We start from the raw sequence: 16,013 nt of genomic DNA, 5'->3' as shown, positions 1-16,013 counted from the left end.
GGACGAGGACAAATCGATGGCTAAGAAGAGCTCTATCGAAAAGAACAACCGGCGCCGCAAGCTGGCTGCCCAGTACGCCAACAAGCGTACGAAGCTGAAGGCTGTGGCCAATGACGAGAGCCTGCCGCTCGAGGAACGCTTCCAGGCTCGCCTGAAGCTTGCCGAGCTGCCCCGTAACGCTTCGGCGACCCGCATCCGTAATCGCTGCGAAGTCACCGGCCGTCCGCGTGGCGTCTATCGCAAGCTGAAGATGTCGCGTATTGCATTGCGCGAACTCGGGTCGCTCGGGCTGATCCCGGGCCTCGTCAAGTCGAGCTGGTAAGGAGCACGGTCCCCATGACAATGACCGATCCTCTGGGTGATATGCTCACCCGCATCCGCAATGCTCAGATGCGCCGGCAGTCGAAGGTTTCGACGCCGTCCTCCAAGCTGCGCGAGAACGTTCTCGGTGTTCTGCAGTCGGAAGGCTACATCCGTGGCTTTGCGACGGTCGACGACGGCAATGGCCGTCCCGCGATCGAGATCGAACTGAAGTATTACGATGGCGAGCCAGTGATCCGCACGATCGAGCGTGTCTCGAAGCCGGGTCGCCGGGTCTATGCCTCGGTCAAGAATATTCCGCAGGTCAAGAATGGCCTCGGCGTGTCCATCCTGTCGACGCCGAAGGGCGTGATGTCGGATAGCGACGCCCGCGACCAGAATGTCGGCGGCGAGGTTCTTTGCCAGGTATTCTGATCTGGTTGATGGTGAAACACGAACCGGACGGATTTGTCTGATGTCTCGTATTGGTAAGAAGCCGGTGGCGGTGCCTAAGGGCGTTACGGCCACGATCAACGGCCAGACGGTGTCGGTGAAGGGTCCGAAGGGCGAACTGTCCTTCGATTTTACGGATAACGTTGCCGTTGAACTGACGGAAGAGGGCGTCAAGGTCGCCCCGCGTGATGACAGCAAGCCGGCTCGCGCCGCTTGGGGTATGTCGCGTACGATGATTGCGAACCTGATCAAGGGCGTGAACGAGGGCTTCTCCAAGAAGCTCGAGATCAACGGCGTGGGTTACCGCGCCGCCGTCCAGGGTTCGAACCTGCAGCTCGCTCTTGGCTACAGCCATGACGTGGTCTACGCGATCCCGGAAGGCATCACCATCGTGACGCCGCGTCCGGTCGAGATCATCGTTTCGGGCATCGACAAGCAGAAGGTCGGCCAGGTTGCGGCCGAGATCCGCGAGTATCGTAGCCCCGAGCCCTACAAGGGCAAGGGCGTCAAGTACGCAACCGAAACGATCTTCCGCAAGGAAGGCAAGAAGAAGTAACGGAGACCGTCATGGCCAATATTCTGCAGGACCGTCGCGCTGCGCGCGTCCGCCGTGCGCTCCGGAAGGTTGCGAACGGACGTCCCCGGCTCAGCGTCTACCGCTCGTCGGAGCACATCTACGCCCAGGTGATCGACGATGCCGAGGGGCGCACGCTCGCCTCGGCGTCGACGCTGGAAAAGGATCTCCGCGGCTCGCTGAAGACGGGTGCCGACAAGGCAGCCGCCGAGGCTGTCGGCAAGCTCGTCGCCGAGCGTGCCAAGGCCGCCGGCGTGACCCAGGTCATCTTCGACCGCGGTGGTTACCTTTTTCATGGCCGCGTGAAGGCGCTGGCCGACGGCGCTCGCGAGGGCGGTCTCGACTTCTGATGCGCTGAGGCGCGTCATCACGTAACAGGATTGGATGTTTCGATGGCCAGAGAGCAGCGGGAAGAGCGCGACAGCGAATTCGTCGACAAGCTCGTTCACATCAATCGCGTCGCGAAGGTGGTGAAGGGCGGACGGCGTTTCGGCTTCGCAGCCCTCGTCGTCGTCGGCGACCAGAAGGGCCGGGTCGGTTTCGGCCACGGCAAGGCGCGCGAAGTGCCTGAAGCGATCCGCAAGGCGACGGAAGCAGCGAAGCGGAGCCTCGTTCGGGTTCCGCTCCGCGAGGGCCGTACCCTGCATCATGACGTGTTCGGTCGCCACGGCGCCGGCAAGGTGTTCCTGCGTGCGGCTCCGGCCGGTACCGGTATCATCGCCGGTGGCCCGATGCGCGCCGTGTTCGAGACGCTCGGCGTCCAGGACGTCGTCGCCAAGTCGATGGGTTCGTCGAACCCGTACAACATGGTGCGTGCGACCTTCGCCGCTCTCGGCGCCGAAGACAGCCCGCGTTCGGTCGCGGCTCGTCGCGGCATCAAGGTGTCGGCTCTGCAGGCCCGTCGCGGCGGCGAAGCCGAAGCTTCCGCCGAGGCGTGAGCGCCCGATTGAATTCGAGGATTTGACCAAATGGCCAAGAAATCTGAAGGCGCCGCCAAGACGGTTACCGTCGAGCAGACCGGCAGCCCGATCCGCCGTCCGGCCGAGCAGCGTGCTACGCTGATCGGCCTCGGCCTCAACCGGATCCGTCGCCGTTCGACGCTGCAGGACACGCCTGCGGTTCGCGGCATGATCGCCAAGGTGGCTCACCTCGTCCGCGTTGTGGACGAGGCCTGAGCCCAGAAGGACCAGTTCGATGAAGCTCAACGAGATCAACGACAACCCGGGTTCCAGCAAGAACCGCATGCGCGTCGGACGCGGTATCGGTTCGGGTAAGGGCAAGACCGGTGGTCGCGGCGTCAAGGGCCAGAAGTCGCGCACGGGCGTGGCGATCAAGGGCTTTGAAGGCGGCCAGATGCCGCTGCATCGGCGTCTGCCGAAGCGCGGCTTCACCAACATCTTCGCGAAGGACTACAACGAGGTCAGCCTCGGCCGTGTCCAGGCTGCGATCGATGCGGGCAAGCTCGACGCGACGAAGCCGGTGACGGTCGAAGCGCTGAAGGAAGCCGGTGTCATCCGCCGCGTGCAGGATGGCGTTCGCCTCCTCGGCGTCGGCGAGCTGAAGGCCGCTGTTGCCTTCGAGATCGCCGGTGCGTCGAAGCCGGCTATCGAAGCCGTCGAGAAGGCTGGCGGGTCCGTCAAGGTCCTGGCGCCCAAGGTTACCGACAACACGGACGCAGCTTAAACTGCGTCGTTCGGGGAGGGGCGCCGCTTGTCGCGGCGCCTCCGAGAGACCACTTGATGCCCGGTAGGGGCATTGGGGCCCGGTTTCCGGGCCCGAACGGAGCGGCGAATGGCATCAGCGGCTGAACAACTGGCGGCCAATCTCAATTTTGGCGCCTTCGCCAAAGCCGAGGCTCTGAAGAAACGCATCTGGTTCACGCTGGGTGCGTTGCTCGTCTATCGGCTCGGCACTTATATCCCGCTTCCCGGCATCAATCCGGAAGCGCTGGCCAGCGCCTTCAACAATCAGCAGTCCGGCATTCTCGGCCTGTTCAACATGTTCTCCGGCGGTGCCGTCGGACGCATGGCGATTTTTGCGCTCGGCATCATGCCGTACATTTCGGCATCGATCATCATTCAGCTGATGACGTCGATCGTTCCCTCCCTCGAAGCCTTGAAGAAGGAAGGGGAGGCCGGTCGCAAGATCATCAACCAGTACACGCGCTACGGCACGGTGCTGCTCGCCGTCGTTCAGGCCTACGGCATTTCGGTCGGCCTCGAGGGCGGTACGAACATCGTCATCGATCCCGGCATGTTCTTCCGGATCTCGACCGTCATCACCCTGACGGGCGGCACGATGTTCCTGATGTGGCTCGGTGAGCAGATCACCTCGCGCGGCATCGGTAACGGCATCTCGCTGATCATCTTCGCCGGCATCGTCGCCAACCTTCCGCACGCCCTGATCGGCATGCTGGAACTCGGCCGCCAGGGCGCGCTCGCCACCTGGGTGATCCTGCTCGTCGCCGTCGTCGCCGTCGTCGCGATCGCCTTCATCGTGTACATGGAGCGTGCGCAGCGCCGCCTCATCATCCAGTATCCGAAGCGCCAGGTCGGCAACCGGATGTTCCAGGGTGAGTCGTCGCATCTGCCGCTCAAGCTGAACACGTCGGGCGTCATTCCGCCGATCTTCGCCTCGTCGCTGCTGCTGCTGCCGGCGACGATCGCCAACTTCACCGCGTCGAGCGGTGCGCCGAGCTGGCTGACCTCGACGGTCGCGCTGCTCGGCCATGGCACCGTGCTGTACATGCTGCTCTATGCGGCGATGATCATCTTCTTCGCCTTCTTCTACACGGCGATCGTGTTCAATCCGACGGACACGGCCGACAATCTGAAGAAGCATGGCGGCTTCATTCCGGGCATTCGCCCGGGCCAGCGGACGGCGGAATACATCGACTACGTGCTGACGCGCATTACGCTGCTCGGCGCCATCTACCTGGTCGTCGTCTGTCTTCTGCCTGAGTTCCTGATCTCGGCGACGCACGTCCCGTTCTATTTCGGCGGCACCTCGTTGCTCATCGTCGTCAACGTGACGATGGATACGGTCTCGCAGATCCAGGGCCACCTGTTGGCGCACCAATATGAGGGCTTGGTCAAGAAGTCCAAGCTGAGGGGGAAGAGACGATGAGACTGATTCTGCTCGGACCACCGGGAGCTGGTAAGGGCACGCAGTCCGCACGTCTGGTAAAGCGCTACGGCATTCCGCAGTTGTCGACAGGCGACATGCTGCGGGCCGCCGTGGCGGCAGAGACGCCGATCGGCCTTCAGGCCAAGGCGCTGATGGACGCGGGTAATCTTGTTCCCGACGAGGTCGTCGTCGGGATCGTTGCCGACCGCATCGAGGAGCCGGACGCCCGCAAGGGCTTCATCCTCGACGGCTTTCCCCGCACGATCGCCCAGGCGGACGCGCTGGAGAAGATGCTGGCCGGCAAGGGCGTCAAGCTCGACGCCGTGCTCGAGCTGAAGGTGGACCAGTCCAAGCTGACGGACCGGATCACCAAGCGCGCCGACGAGACCCGCGCTCGCGGCGAGCCGGTGCGCAAGGACGATGATCCCGAGGTCTTCAAGACCAGGCTCGAGGCCTATAATCGGGATACCGCGATCATCTCGCCTTACTATAAGGCTGGTGGTCGTCTGGTTGAGATCGACGGCATGCGTTCGATCGACGAAGTGTCTGCGGACATCACCGCGACGCTGGATAGGCTTGACGAACAGGTCACGAGTCGATAAGGCTCGCGACCTGCTGCAAACAGGCGTTGGCGTTCCCTGACATTTCAGGGGACGGCATTGCTTGTTTGCGCAAGAGAATGCCCGCACGAGCCGGCCTCCACCGGACGCGGGGAAGTTGAGGTGCCGCCGGAATGTTCCGGTGGCTAGAGATGGAGACGGCATTGGCCCGTATCGCAGGCGTAAACATCCCGACGAACAAGCGCGTCATCATCGCGCTTCAGTACATTCACGGGATCGGCGCGAAGAACGCGCTCGACATCATCACGAAGACGAACATCGCTCCGGAGCGTCGTGTCAACGAGCTCTCGGACGCCGAAGTTCTGGCGATCCGCGAAGCGATCGACCGCGACTACGTCGTGGAAGGTGATCTGCGTCGCGAAGTCGCAATGAACATCAAGCGGCTCATGGACCTCGGCTGCTACCGCGGCCTGCGTCATCGCCGCGGTCTGCCGGTTCGCGGCCAGCGCACGCATACCAATGCGCGCACCCGCAAGGGCCCGGCTAAGCCGATCGCCGGCAAGAAGAAGTAATTATGAATTCGGGGCGCTAGGCCCCCGGTGGAGCCGCCGGTTTTACGGCGGTGTCGAGATCGAACGTAAGGATAGAGAATGGCCAAGGACACAACGCGCGTACGTCGCCGCGAGCGGAAGAACATCTCCTCGGGCGTTGCGCATGTGAGCTCGACGTTCAACAACACGATGATCACCATCACCGACGCGCAGGGAAATGCGATTTCCTGGTCGTCGGCGGGCATGATGGGCTTCAAGGGTTCGCGTAAGTCGACCCCCTATGCCGCCCAGATGGCTGCTGAGGATGCAAGCCGCAAGGCTGCCGAGCATGGCATGAAGACGCTCGAAGTCGAAGTCTCGGGTCCGGGTTCGGGCCGTGAGTCGGCGCTTCGCGCCCTGCAGGCTGCTGGCTTCACCATCACCTCGATCCGTGATGTGACGCCGATCGCGCACAATGGCTGCCGGCCGCGCAAGCGTCGCCGCGTCTAAAGCCTCGGGCGGCGTCCCCGGTGGACGCCGCTTTCACTGCGTATCGGCATTCGGCGCTCCGCCTTTAGCCGGAGCGCCACGCCACCCGAACCGTCGGGCGGCGTTCGAGATCGAAAGGATACGGTCGTGATCCATAAGAATTGGCAAGAGCTGATCAAGCCGAACAAGCTCGAGGTGACGCCGGGTTCCGATCCCAAGCGTCTCGCCACTGTCGTGGCGGAGCCTCTTGAGCGCGGCTTCGGTCTGACGCTCGGCAACGCGCTGCGCCGCGTGCTTCTGTCTTCGCTCCAGGGCGCCGCGGTCACCGCCGTCCAGATCGACGGCGTTCTGCACGAGTTCTCGTCGATTGCCGGCGTCCGGGAAGATGTCACCGACGTCATCCTGAACATCAAGGAAATCTCCATCAAGATGCAGGGCGAAGGCCCGAAGCGCATGGTGGTTCGCAAGACGGGTCCGGGCGTCGTCACCGCTGGTGACATCCAGACCGTCGGCGATATCGAGATCCTGAACCCCGAGCTGGTCCTGTGCACCCTCGACGAGGGCGCCGAGATCCGCATGGAGTTCACGGTGAATACCGGCAAGGGCTACGTCCCGGCCGACCGCAACCGCGCCGAAGACGCGCCGATCGGGCTCATCCCGGTCGACAGCATCTATTCGCCGGTCAAGAAGGTCTCGTACCGCGTCGAGAACACCCGCGAGGGCCAGGTTCTCGATTATGACAAGCTGACGCTTTCGGTCGAGACCGACGGCTCGCTCCGTCCCGACGACGCGGTGGCCTACGCCGCCCGCATCGTCCAGGACCAGCTGTCGATCTTCGTCAATTTCGAAGAGCCGCAGAAGGAGACCGTTTCGGAAGCGATTCCGGAGCTCGCCTTCAACCCGTCGCTTCTGAAGAAGGTGGACGAACTGGAACTTTCCGTCCGTTCGGCCAATTGCCTGAAGAACGACAATATCGTCTATATTGGCGACCTGATTCAGAAGACCGAGGCAGAGATGCTCCGGACCCCGAATTTCGGCCGCAAGTCGCTCAACGAGATCAAGGAAGTTCTCGCCCAGATGGGTCTCCATCTCGGCATGGAGGTCACCAATTGGCCGCCGGAGAACATCGAAGAGCTCGCCAAGCGCTACGAAGATCATTACTGAGACAGCACCCACGGCGTGAGCCGCCGGTAGAGAAACTGAGGAGAGAGCCATGCGCCACGGTAATTCCGGTCGCAAGTTCAGCCGTACCGCGAGCCACCGCAAGGCGATGTTCGCAAACATGGCTGTAGCGCTGATCACGCACGAGCAGATCGTCACCACCCTGCCGAAGGCGAAGGACCTGCGTCCGATCGTCGAGAAGCTGGTGACGCTCGGCAAGCGCGGCGACCTGCATGCACGTCGTCAGGCGATCGCGCAGCTGCGCGACGTCGCGGCGGCGAAGAAGCTGTTCGAGACGCTCGGCCCGCGTTACCAGGAGCGCCAGGGTGGCTACCTTCGCGTCCTGAAGGCCGGCTTCCGCTATGGCGACAACGCGCCGGTCGCCGTGATCGAGTTCGTCGATCGCGACGTCGACGCCAAGGGCGCTTCGGACCGTGCTCGCACGGCCGCTGCCGAGGCTGAGTCGGAAGGCGTTGCGGCGTAAGCCGTTCGCATCCGCGAGTTTTGAAAGGGCGGCCTCCGGGCCGCCCTTTTTCGTTTGGGAAGCGCCTCGGCGGTGGGGAGGCGGGCTTGGGCTCAGAATTCGCAATCGGGCGTGGCTTGATGCTTGAGGCGTCGGGCCGGCTGATTTCAGACTCCTGAACCTCCCAGGCCGCATTCCCGGAACTCACCCATCATCCTCAGGCGCCCGGCGAAGCCGGGCCTCGAAGGAGGGTTCAGGGAATACGCCTCACATGGAATGCGGGGGCATTGCCGGCCTGCGTCTGCAAATCCCAGTGACCGCTGGATCCTCCTTCGAGGCTTCGCTGACGCGAAGCACCTCAGGATGATGGCGGAGCGGACCGTCTCGAAGGACGGATGCCCAGACTGTCGGCTCGAGGCCCGGTCTGTCAGACCCTCACCCCAACCCTCTCCCGCGGGCGGGAGAGGGGGATCGCCCGCGCTTGTGGCGAGGCATTTAAGGTCGATGAAACGCGCCGGCCAAGGCCCTCGCCCGCTTGCGGGAGAGGGTTGGGTGAGGGGCTTGCTTGGTGCTTGGCGCTTGGCGCCGTCTAGCGCAGCACGTTCGACGCCGGGGACAAAACCCTACAGCTTCTCGACGGACGTGAAGCGGAACAGGAAGCTCGGCTCCATCATCGATTGCGGCAGCGACAGCCGGCTCGAGCGGTAGCAATCCGGCTCGTCGGTGAAGAAGGTGCCCGCGAAGCGGATGGCTTCGCCCGTCTGCAGCTTGCCGAAGGTCTGGGCCAGCGGCGTGCCGGCGGGCACCAGCGTGTTGTCGTCGATATCGGACATGGCGTTGTTCCATGTCTTGACCAGCGTGCCGTCCGGCAGTGCCACGGTCACGGTAAGCCGCCCGCCCGAATCCTTCTCCGCCGCCTGGATCTGTCCGACCCAGCCCTTGATCTCGGGCTTCGGCACGGCCTTGCAGATGGCGGCGGCGCGCTTCGGCTGGATCGCCTCGCGCTGGACGTCGTCGGCCGTGTCGAATTCGGCCTTGGTCGACTTGATCACCGCGGCGAAGGCCGTCTGGTCCTTCGGCTGCTGCGCGGCGATGGCCAGCGTGGCGATGCCGTCGTCGGCGGGCGCCGCGGCGGCCGGCGAGGGGACCGGCGTCGGCGGGGTGGCCGTCAGCGGCTCAGGCTCGCTGCCGGCCTCGGCGGTGGTCGTCACGGGAACCGGATCGGGCAGGGCCGACGGCTCGAGCTGCGATTCGTCCTTGGCCGAGGGCGACGGCAGCGGCTCTTCTTCGTGTGTCGGCTCGACGACCCGGGCGGCGGGGGCTGCCGGGAGGGCCGCCTCCGGCGTTGATTCGGGGCTGACGGGAGCCGGCTGCGGCTCGTGGCCGGTGACGCTGCTCTCGATAGAGGCGAGGCTCGGGACGGTCAGCGGCAGTCTCGGATGCAGGATCACGCCGGCGATGCCGGCCGCCAGCAGGACCGTGCCGATCGCGATGCCGGCGAAGTTCGTCTTGCTCAAACCGTTGAGAAGCAAGGGAACCAGCCCGCCCAGGAGGGCCAGCAGACCGACGATGAACACTGTGATCCAGAGCATGCTGATCCCTACGCGCCTTCGGGCATTGGTCGGATGTCACGGCCGGCGTCCGGCGCGAACGGGGCGTCGACGGTGACATCCGGCAGCTTATCCCATCAAGTCTGGGCGAGCCTAAGGCAGGTTGTGCCGTCATAGGAAGCGGCGGCTGTGGATTCCTCCCGCGCCGCTCCGGTGCGACGGATCGGCAAGGTCACGGCACCGCCGCATTTGATGTACCATCTCTCGCGAAGGAATCTCGGCAGAAAGGTTGGCTCGATGCGGTTTGGAATGGCGATTGCGATCGGATTGGCGGGCGTATTCCTCGGCGGGGCGGCACAGGCTGCCGAGCGCACGGTGCCACAATCCGAGGCGGCGCTGCGCTATTCCTTCTCGCCGATCGTCAAGCGCGTCTCACCCGCTGTCGTCAACGTCTACGCCTCGCGCGTCGTGCAGCAGCGCGTCTCGCCCTTCATGGACGATCCGTTCTTCCGCCGCTTCTTCGGCGGCGACATGAACGACGCGCCGCGCAAGCGCGTGCAGCAGTCGCTCGGCTCCGGCGTCATCGTGGATGCGTCTGGCGTCGTCGTGACCAATTATCACGTCATCGCCAATGCCGACGAGGTGAAGGTCGCGCTGTCCGACAAACGGGAATATGAGGCGGACGTGCTCTTGAAGGACGAGCGCATGGATCTCGCCGTCCTGCGTCTGAAGGGGGCCGACGGCACGTTCCCGGTCGTTAACTATGCCGATTCGGACGCGCTCGAGGTCGGCGACCTGGTGCTGGCTATCGGCGATCCCTTCGGCGTCGGCCAGACGGTGACGAGCGGCATCGTCTCGGCGCTGGCGCGCACGCAGATCGGCGCTTCCGACTACCAGTTCTTCGTCCAGACCGACGCGGCCATCAATCCCGGCAATTCCGGCGGCGCGCTCGTCGATATGGACGGCAATCTCGTCGGCATCAACACGGCGATCTATTCGCGCTCGGGCGGCTCGATCGGCATCGGCTTCGCCATCCCGTCCAACATGGTCCGCGTCGTGGCGCAGTCGGCGCTGAAGGACGGAAGGCTGCGGCTCGCCTGGGTTGGCGCCGGATTCCAGCAGGTGACGCCGGAGATCGCCGAGGGACTCGGGATCGGCCGGCCGCGGGGCGCGCTCGTCACCGATGTCGAGGAAGGCAGCCCGGCCGAGAAGGCGGGCCTGAAGTCCGGCGATCTCGTCGACAGCGTCGACGGCATCGAGGTGGATGATCCCAACGGCTTCAACTACCGCGTCGCCACCAAGGGCGTCGGCGGCACGGTGAAGCTCGACTATATCCGCGGCGGCAAGCCGCATTCGACCGAGCTCGCCCTCGTGGCGGCGCCGGAGACGACGCCGCGCGACGAGCGGGCGATCACGGGCGAATCGCCCTTCGCCGGTGCTACCGTCGTCAATCTCTCGCCGGCCGTGATCGAGGAGCAGGCCTATCAGGGCAAGCGCCGGAACGGCGTGCTGATCCAGTCGGTCGCCGATAATTCCGCCGCTTCCGGCGTCGGCTTCCGCCCCGGCGACGTCGTCGTCGAGGTCAATGGCGCCAAGGTCGAGACGACCAAGGGCCTCGCCGAGATCGCCTCGCAGGGCGCCTCGCGCTATCGTCTGGTCATCGAGCGCGGCGGTCGCCTGATCCGCTCGCAAGTTGGCCGATGAGTCGGGCGTGAAACCAATCGGATCGTGGATATGAGTAATCTGTTCGAGGCGGCTGGAATGGAGAGGGCCGCGCCGCGGCCCTTGGCGGACCGGCTGCGCCCCGAACGGCTGGCCGACGTCGTCGGGCAGGACCATCTGGTCGGCCCGGACGGCGCGTTGTCGCGCATGCTGAATTCCGGCTCGCTCGGCTCCATGGTCTTCTGGGGCCCGCCGGGCACCGGCAAGACGACGGTGGCGCGGCTGCTCGCCAACGAGACGGATCTTCATTTCGAGCAGATTTCGGCGATCTTCTCCGGCGTCGCCGACCTGAAGAAAGTGTTCGAGCAGGCGCGCGCGCGGCGGCAGATCGGCAAGGGCACGCTGCTCTTCGTCGACGAAATCCATCGCTTCAACCGCGCCCAGCAGGACAGCTTCCTGCCGGTGATGGAGGATGGCACCGTCACGCTGGTCGGCGCGACGACGGAAAATCCGTCCTTCGAGCTCAACGCCGCTCTGCTGTCGCGGGCGCGCGTGCTGGTGTTCCATTCCCATGGTCCGGAATCGATCGGCAAGCTGCTCGACCGCGCCGAGGCCGTCGAGGGCAAGCCCTTGCCGCTCGACGAGGAGGCGCGCGAGACGCTGATCCGCATGGCCGATGGCGACGGCCGCGCCTCGCTGACCCTCTCGGAAGAGGTCTGGCGGGCGGCAAAGCCCGGCGAGATCTTCGATTCCAAGGGCCTGCAGGAGATCGTCCAGCGCCGCGCGCCGATCTACGACAAGGGCCAGGATGGCCACTACAATCTGATCTCGGCGCTGCACAAGTCGATCCGCGGCTCCGATCCGGATGCGGCGCTCTACTATCTCGCCCGCATGTTCGACGCCGGCGAGGATCCGCTCTATCTCGGCCGCCGGCTGGTGCGGATGGCGGTCGAGGATATCGGCCTCGCTGATCCGCAGGCGCTCGTCGTCGCCAACGCCGCCAAGGACGCCTACGACTATCTCGGCAGCCCGGAAGGCGAGCTCGCCTTCGCGCAGGCGGCCGTCTATCTCGCCACCGCGCCGAAATCGAACGCCGTCTACACGGCCTTCAAGGCGGCGATGCAGACGGCGAAGCACGGCGGCTCGCTGCTGCCGCCAAAGCGCATCCTGAACGCGCCGACCAAGCTGATGAAGGACGAGGGCTACAACGCCGGCTATCGCTACGACCACGACGAGCCGGACGCCTTTTCGGGCCAGGATTATTTCCCCGACGCGCTCGGCCGCCAGAGCTTCTACCAGCCGGTCGAGCGCGGCTTCGAGCGCGAGATCCGCAAGCGCATGGACTATTGGTCCAAGCTCCGGAAGGAGCGGGGGGAGTAGGCGCCCGCGTCCCGGGATGGGCGCCGCGGTTGCCGGCCCTTCCGGCATCGGGCAGCATGCGCTTCCGCAACGGAGCGTCCCGCCTTGATCCTCATCGGCCAGTATGATTCGCCCTTCGTCCGCCGCGTCGCGATCGCGCTGCGGTTCTACGATCTGCCGTTCGAGCATTGGCCGTGGTCCACCTTCGGCGATGCCGAAAAGCTCGGCGCTTACAATCCGTTGCGGCGGGTGCCGACGCTGGTGCTCGAGGATGGCGAGGTGCTGATCGAAAGCGCCGCGATCCTCGACTATCTCGATGAACTGGCCGGACCCGACCGCGCCATGCTGGCCCCGTTCGGGCCGGAGCGGCGGCACGCGCTGAAGACGATCGCGCTCGCCATGGGCCTCGGCGACAAGGCGGTCAGCCTTCTCTACGAGAAGATCCTGCGCAAGGACCGCTCCGAACTCTGGGTCGAGCGCTGCCGGACGCAGATCGGCGCCACGCTCGACGCGCTGGAGCAGGACCGGGCGGCGCGCTCAACGCCCTGGTGGTATGGCGACCGCATCGGCCATGCCGACATCGCGGTCGCCTCAGTGCTGCGCTTCGTCCGCGAGGCGCATCCCGATGCGTTCCAGGCGGAGACCTGGCCGCGCCTCGCGGCGCTGGCGGCGGAATGCGAGGGGCTCGCCGTTTTCCAGGAGATCGCCCAGCCGCTCATTCCGCCGAAGGGCTGAGCGCGTCAGGCGAGGCGCTCGGCGGCGATGGCGAGGCAGGCCTCGAAGGCGGTGAGATCGGTATAGAGCGCGTTCGGCGCGGCATTTCCGACGACGACGGTACCGCCGCGCCGCTCGATGCCGCCATGCAGCATCAGATTGTCGATCATGTCGAAATCCTCGACGGACAATCCGTCGGGGCCGCGCTGATGGCCGTCATCGCCCCGCGCGACCGCGCCGTGATAATGCGCCACGACGCGGCGATAGTGGTTTTCGGCGACGTTGGTGTAGGCGAAGACGGGCTTGCCGAGCGCGCACATGAAGCCGAGTTCGAAGGTCGTGCCGGTATCGGCGGCGATGCCGCGAAACGGCGTCAGATTGGCGATGATGGCGTCCGCCTCCAGCATCATCCGCTCGTCGACGGCGCTGATGGCATGGCCGAATCCCTTCTTGGTATCCGCCGGAGGGATTTCGAGATCGCCGGGCGACAACGGGATGAGCCCGGCCGCGCGGGCGAGCTCCGCCTTGCGCGTCAGCACTTCGCGCGCATTCGGCAGGAACACTTCGGGACCGGCGAGATAGACCTTGCTTGGCACTGGATGGAATCCCCTCGATGAGGCGCCGAGCCTTCCACAGGACCCTGGCCGTGTCACTATCCCCGCCCGCGCCGGGCGGAAGGATCGACCCGGTGGCGCGAGTGGGCTATCCAAGGATCAGGCCGGCGGTTGCGCCGGCGCCGAATTGCGCGAAGAGAATTTCGAGGAGCCGTCCGATGAAGACCCGTGCCGCCGTCGCCTGGGAAGCCAACAAGCCGCTCACGATCGAGACGATCGATCTGGAAGGTCCAAAGGCCGGCGAAGTGCTGGTCGAGATCATGGCGACGGGCGTCTGCCACACCGACGCCTACACGCTGTCCGGCCTCGATTCGGAGGGCAAGTTCCCGGCGATCCTCGGCCATGAGGGCGCGGGCATCGTCCGCGAGGTCGGCGCCGGCGTCACCTCGGTGCGCCCCGGCGACCACGTCATTCCGCTCTACACGCCCGAATGCCGCCAGTGCAAAACCTGCCTGTCGCAGCGCTCCAACCTCTGCACCGCGATCCGTTCGACGCAGGGCCAGGGCCTGATGCCCGACAAGACCTCGCGCTTCCGCTGCGACAGCGAGATCGTGTTCCACTACATGGGCACGTCGACCTTCTCGAACTTCACCGTGCTGCCCGAGATTGCCGTCGCGAAGGTCCGCGAGGACGCGCCCTTCGACAAGATCTGCTACATCGGCTGCGGCGTGACGACCGGCATCGGCGCCGTGATCCATACCGGCAAGGTCTGGCCGGGCGCGAATGTCGTGGTGTTCGGCCTCGGCGGCATCGGTTTGAACGTGATCCAGGGCGCCCGCATGGTCGGCGCCGACAAGATCATCGGCGTTGATCTGAACCCGGCCAAGGTCGAGATGGCGAAGAAGTTCGGCATGACGCATTTCGTCAATCCGGACGAGGTCGGCCGCGACAAGGTCGTCGAGGCGATCGTCGACCTGACCGGCGGCGGCGCGGATTTCTCGTTCGAGTGCATCGGCAACGTCCACACCATGCGTCAGGCCCTGGAGTGCTGCCATCGCGGCTGGGGTGAGTCGATCATCATCGGCGTGGCGCCGTCCGGCACCGAGATCTCGACCCGTCCGTTCCAGCTCGTCACCGGCCGCGTCTGGAAGGGCTCCGCCTTCGGCGGCGCGCGCGGCCGCACCGACGTTCCGAAGATCGTCGACTGGTACATGGACGGCAAGATCAACATCGACGACCTGATCACCCACACCATGCCGCTCGCCGAGATCAACACCGCCTTCGATCTCATGCACGAAGGCAAGTCGATCCGCAGCGTCGTCACGTTCTGATCGAAGCATCGGGCAGGGGGCCTCGGCCGCCTGCCCGAACCATTCCTTCGCCGCTGCCCGGAGGAGCCGTGCCCCTTCGCCTGACATCCGTCTCGGCCGATCTCTATCGTTCGATCCGGCGCATCCAGGTGCCGGTCGAGCGGCTGACCGTGCTCGTCGGCAAGAATGGCGTCGGCAAGACCAATCTCTATCGCTCGCTCGAGCTTCTGGCGGCCGCCGCGCGCGGCACGATCACGCGCGAGATCGCGGAGGAGGGCGGCTTCGAATCCGTCCTATGGGCCGGTCCCCGCGCCAAAGGGCCGGTGCGGCTGAAGCTCGGCGCCGAGTTCGGCGAGTATTTCTATTCGATCGAGATCGGCCTGCCGGCGCCGATCGACGAGGCGGCGCTGACCAAGACCGAACCGATGGTCAAGGCCGAGGAGCTCGTCCATCGCAGCCACGGCAAGGCCGTGACGCTGATGAAGCGGCAGGGCCCGAGCGCCTGGCTGCGTGACGAAAGCGGACGGCGCCAGTCCTATGAGGAGGCGCTGGTCCCTTCCGAGACGGCGCTTTCCGGCTTTCGCGACCAGGGCCGCTTCACCGAACTCGACCTCGTCCGCCGGGCGCTGCAGGACTGGCGCTTCTATCACGACTTCCGCACCGACAAGGCCTCGCCGATCCGCCAGCCGGCGCTCGCCATCACCACGCCGACGCTGGCCTCGGACGGCTACGATCTCGCGGCGGCGCTGGCGACGGTCTTCGAGATCCGGGGCGAGGCACCCGATATCGAGGCGGCGATCGCCGATGCCTTTCCCGGCACCGCGCTCATCACCGAATTCGGCAAGGGCACGGTCTCAATCGGCCTCCAGTTTCCGGACCTTCCGCGCCCGCTCGGCGCGCACGAGCTCTCGGATGGCACGCTGCATTTCCTCTGCCTGGTCGCGGCGCTCTCGGCCTATCGCCTGCCGGGCTTCATCGCGCTCAACGAGCCGGAGACCAGCCTGCATCCGGAGCTGATCCCGGCGCTGGCGCGGCTGATCGTCCGCGCCGCCGAGCGGACGCAGGTCTGGGTCGTCACCCATTCGGAAGCCCTCGCCACGGCGCTCGGCGAGGAGGCCGGCGTCGCGCCGCGCGTCGTCGTCAAGCAGGATGGCGCCACATGGATCGAGGGGCTGAAGCTCTTCGGGGAATTCGCGGATCAGGAGTAG

The 16,013-nt window shown here is 65.5% G+C and carries 20 protein-coding genes; 18 read left to right on the top strand and 2 right to left on the bottom strand.

From position 1 onward, the window contains the following. The first annotated feature begins 16 nt into the window (after positions 1–16). From rpsN to rplQ, 13 genes are all read left to right on the top strand, one after another. The gene (rpsN, locus tag K32_RS13595) at positions 17–322 is read left to right on the top strand and encodes a 30S ribosomal protein S14 (protein WP_201400056.1); all 306 of its coding nucleotides are present in this window, start codon (positions 17–19) and stop codon (positions 320–322) included. A gap of 14 nt (positions 323–336) precedes the next feature. Next, positions 337–735, top strand: a complete 399-nt coding sequence (rpsH, locus tag K32_RS13590; protein ID WP_201400055.1) for a 30S ribosomal protein S8 — start codon at positions 337–339, stop codon at positions 733–735. Between the two features lie 40 nt (positions 736–775). Then, positions 776–1,309: a 50S ribosomal protein L6 gene (gene rplF / locus K32_RS13585; protein WP_201400054.1), complete on the top strand. Its 534-nt coding sequence runs from the start codon at positions 776–778 to the stop codon at positions 1,307–1,309. 11 nt (positions 1,310–1,320) lie between these two features. Then, positions 1,321–1,677 (top strand): 50S ribosomal protein L18, encoded by a 357-nt coding sequence (gene rplR / locus K32_RS13580; protein ID WP_201400053.1) that lies wholly within the window; start codon positions 1,321–1,323, stop codon positions 1,675–1,677. 42 nt (positions 1,678–1,719) lie between these two features. Next, on the top strand, positions 1,720–2,265 hold the full coding sequence (gene rpsE / locus K32_RS13575; RefSeq protein WP_026304633.1) for a 30S ribosomal protein S5: 546 nt from the start codon (positions 1,720–1,722) through the stop codon (positions 2,263–2,265). A 30-nt stretch (positions 2,266–2,295) separates the two neighbouring features. After that, on the top strand, positions 2,296–2,502 hold the full coding sequence (gene rpmD / locus K32_RS13570; protein ID WP_018184922.1) for a 50S ribosomal protein L30: 207 nt from the start codon (positions 2,296–2,298) through the stop codon (positions 2,500–2,502). A 19-nt stretch (positions 2,503–2,521) separates the two neighbouring features. After that, positions 2,522–3,010 (top strand): 50S ribosomal protein L15, encoded by a 489-nt coding sequence (rplO, locus tag K32_RS13565; RefSeq protein WP_201400052.1) that lies wholly within the window; start codon positions 2,522–2,524, stop codon positions 3,008–3,010. A 108-nt stretch (positions 3,011–3,118) separates the two neighbouring features. Further along, positions 3,119–4,453: a preprotein translocase subunit SecY gene (gene secY, locus K32_RS13560; RefSeq protein ID WP_201400051.1), complete on the top strand. Its 1,335-nt coding sequence runs from the start codon at positions 3,119–3,121 to the stop codon at positions 4,451–4,453. Next, on the top strand, positions 4,450–5,055 hold the full coding sequence (locus K32_RS13555; protein WP_201400050.1) for an adenylate kinase: 606 nt from the start codon (positions 4,450–4,452) through the stop codon (positions 5,053–5,055). The genes secY and K32_RS13555 overlap by 4 nt, the downstream gene beginning before the upstream one ends. 161 nt (positions 5,056–5,216) lie before the next feature. Next, positions 5,217–5,585: a 30S ribosomal protein S13 gene (rpsM, locus tag K32_RS13550; protein ID WP_201400049.1), complete on the top strand. Its 369-nt coding sequence runs from the start codon at positions 5,217–5,219 to the stop codon at positions 5,583–5,585. A gap of 78 nt (positions 5,586–5,663) precedes the next feature. Further along, complete coding sequence (rpsK, locus tag K32_RS13545; protein ID WP_018184927.1) at positions 5,664–6,053, top strand: 30S ribosomal protein S11; 390 nt, start codon at positions 5,664–5,666, stop codon at positions 6,051–6,053. A gap of 126 nt (positions 6,054–6,179) precedes the next feature. Continuing rightward, on the top strand, positions 6,180–7,196 hold the full coding sequence (locus K32_RS13540) for a DNA-directed RNA polymerase subunit alpha (protein WP_201400048.1): 1,017 nt from the start codon (positions 6,180–6,182) through the stop codon (positions 7,194–7,196). A 49-nt stretch (positions 7,197–7,245) separates the two neighbouring features. Then, the gene (rplQ, locus tag K32_RS13535; protein WP_201400047.1) at positions 7,246–7,677 is read left to right on the top strand and encodes a 50S ribosomal protein L17; all 432 of its coding nucleotides are present in this window, start codon (positions 7,246–7,248) and stop codon (positions 7,675–7,677) included. Between the two features lie 602 nt (positions 7,678–8,279). On the opposite strand, the gene K32_RS13530 is transcribed toward rplQ, so the two are convergent. Next, a complete protein-coding gene (locus K32_RS13530; protein WP_201400046.1) occupies positions 8,280–9,248 on the bottom strand; it encodes a hypothetical protein in 969 nt (322 codons plus the stop codon). Positions 9,249–9,515: 267 nt separating this feature from the next. Between K32_RS13530 and K32_RS13525 the strand changes: the two genes are divergently transcribed. The 3 genes from K32_RS13525 to K32_RS13515 all read left to right on the top strand — a co-directional run bounded on the left by K32_RS13525 (position 9,516) and on the right by K32_RS13515 (position 12,962). Further along, positions 9,516–10,910, top strand: coding sequence for a DegQ family serine endoprotease (locus K32_RS13525; protein ID WP_201400045.1), 1,395 nt, complete (start codon positions 9,516–9,518; stop codon positions 10,908–10,910). A 30-nt stretch (positions 10,911–10,940) separates the two neighbouring features. Continuing rightward, on the top strand, positions 10,941–12,248 hold the full coding sequence (locus K32_RS13520) for a replication-associated recombination protein A (RefSeq protein WP_201400044.1): 1,308 nt from the start codon (positions 10,941–10,943) through the stop codon (positions 12,246–12,248). Positions 12,249–12,332: 84 nt separating this feature from the next. Beyond that, on the top strand, positions 12,333–12,962 hold the full coding sequence (locus tag K32_RS13515) for a glutathione S-transferase family protein (protein ID WP_201400043.1): 630 nt from the start codon (positions 12,333–12,335) through the stop codon (positions 12,960–12,962). A 5-nt stretch (positions 12,963–12,967) separates the two neighbouring features. Here the strand turns inward: K32_RS13515 and K32_RS13510 are convergent, their stop codons facing one another. After that, entirely contained in the window at positions 12,968–13,537 is a 570-nt protein-coding gene (locus K32_RS13510) for a nucleoside 2-deoxyribosyltransferase (protein ID WP_201400042.1), read from the bottom strand. 176 nt (positions 13,538–13,713) lie between these two features. Between K32_RS13510 and K32_RS13505 the strand changes: the two genes are divergently transcribed. Further along, positions 13,714–14,826, top strand: coding sequence for an S-(hydroxymethyl)glutathione dehydrogenase/class III alcohol dehydrogenase (locus K32_RS13505; RefSeq protein WP_201400041.1), 1,113 nt, complete (start codon positions 13,714–13,716; stop codon positions 14,824–14,826). A 68-nt stretch (positions 14,827–14,894) separates the two neighbouring features. Further along, positions 14,895–16,013: an AAA family ATPase gene (locus K32_RS13500; protein WP_201400040.1), complete on the top strand. Its 1,119-nt coding sequence runs from the start codon at positions 14,895–14,897 to the stop codon at positions 16,011–16,013.

It is taken from the genome of Kaistia sp. 32K (assembly GCF_016629525.1).
Lineage (GTDB): Bacteria > Pseudomonadota > Alphaproteobacteria > Rhizobiales > Kaistiaceae > Kaistia.
The sequence above is the reverse complement of the archived record's forward strand: the minus strand, read 5'-3'. Positions and strand labels throughout refer to the sequence as shown.

Coding starts and splice junctions, on each gene's coding strand:
- rpsN (WP_201400056.1), top strand. CDS start 17: ATGGCTAAGAAGAGCTCTATCGAAAAGAACAACCGGCGCCGCAAGCTG.
- rpsH (WP_201400055.1), top strand. CDS start 337: ATGACAATGACCGATCCTCTGGGTGATATGCTCACCCGCATCCGCAAT.
- rplF (WP_201400054.1), top strand. CDS start 776: ATGTCTCGTATTGGTAAGAAGCCGGTGGCGGTGCCTAAGGGCGTTACG.
- rplR (WP_201400053.1), top strand. CDS start 1,321: ATGGCCAATATTCTGCAGGACCGTCGCGCTGCGCGCGTCCGCCGTGCG.
- rpsE (WP_026304633.1), top strand. CDS start 1,720: ATGGCCAGAGAGCAGCGGGAAGAGCGCGACAGCGAATTCGTCGACAAG.
- rpmD (WP_018184922.1), top strand. CDS start 2,296: ATGGCCAAGAAATCTGAAGGCGCCGCCAAGACGGTTACCGTCGAGCAG.
- rplO (WP_201400052.1), top strand. CDS start 2,522: ATGAAGCTCAACGAGATCAACGACAACCCGGGTTCCAGCAAGAACCGC.
- secY (WP_201400051.1), top strand. CDS start 3,119: ATGGCATCAGCGGCTGAACAACTGGCGGCCAATCTCAATTTTGGCGCC.
- K32_RS13555 (WP_201400050.1), top strand. CDS start 4,450: ATGAGACTGATTCTGCTCGGACCACCGGGAGCTGGTAAGGGCACGCAG.
- rpsK (WP_018184927.1), top strand. CDS start 5,664: ATGGCCAAGGACACAACGCGCGTACGTCGCCGCGAGCGGAAGAACATC.
- rplQ (WP_201400047.1), top strand. CDS start 7,246: ATGCGCCACGGTAATTCCGGTCGCAAGTTCAGCCGTACCGCGAGCCAC.
- K32_RS13530 (WP_201400046.1), bottom strand. CDS start 9,248: ATGCTCTGGATCACAGTGTTCATCGTCGGTCTGCTGGCCCTCCTGGGC.
- K32_RS13525 (WP_201400045.1), top strand. CDS start 9,516: ATGGCGATTGCGATCGGATTGGCGGGCGTATTCCTCGGCGGGGCGGCA.
- K32_RS13520 (WP_201400044.1), top strand. CDS start 10,941: ATGAGTAATCTGTTCGAGGCGGCTGGAATGGAGAGGGCCGCGCCGCGG.
- K32_RS13505 (WP_201400041.1), top strand. CDS start 13,714: ATGAAGACCCGTGCCGCCGTCGCCTGGGAAGCCAACAAGCCGCTCACG.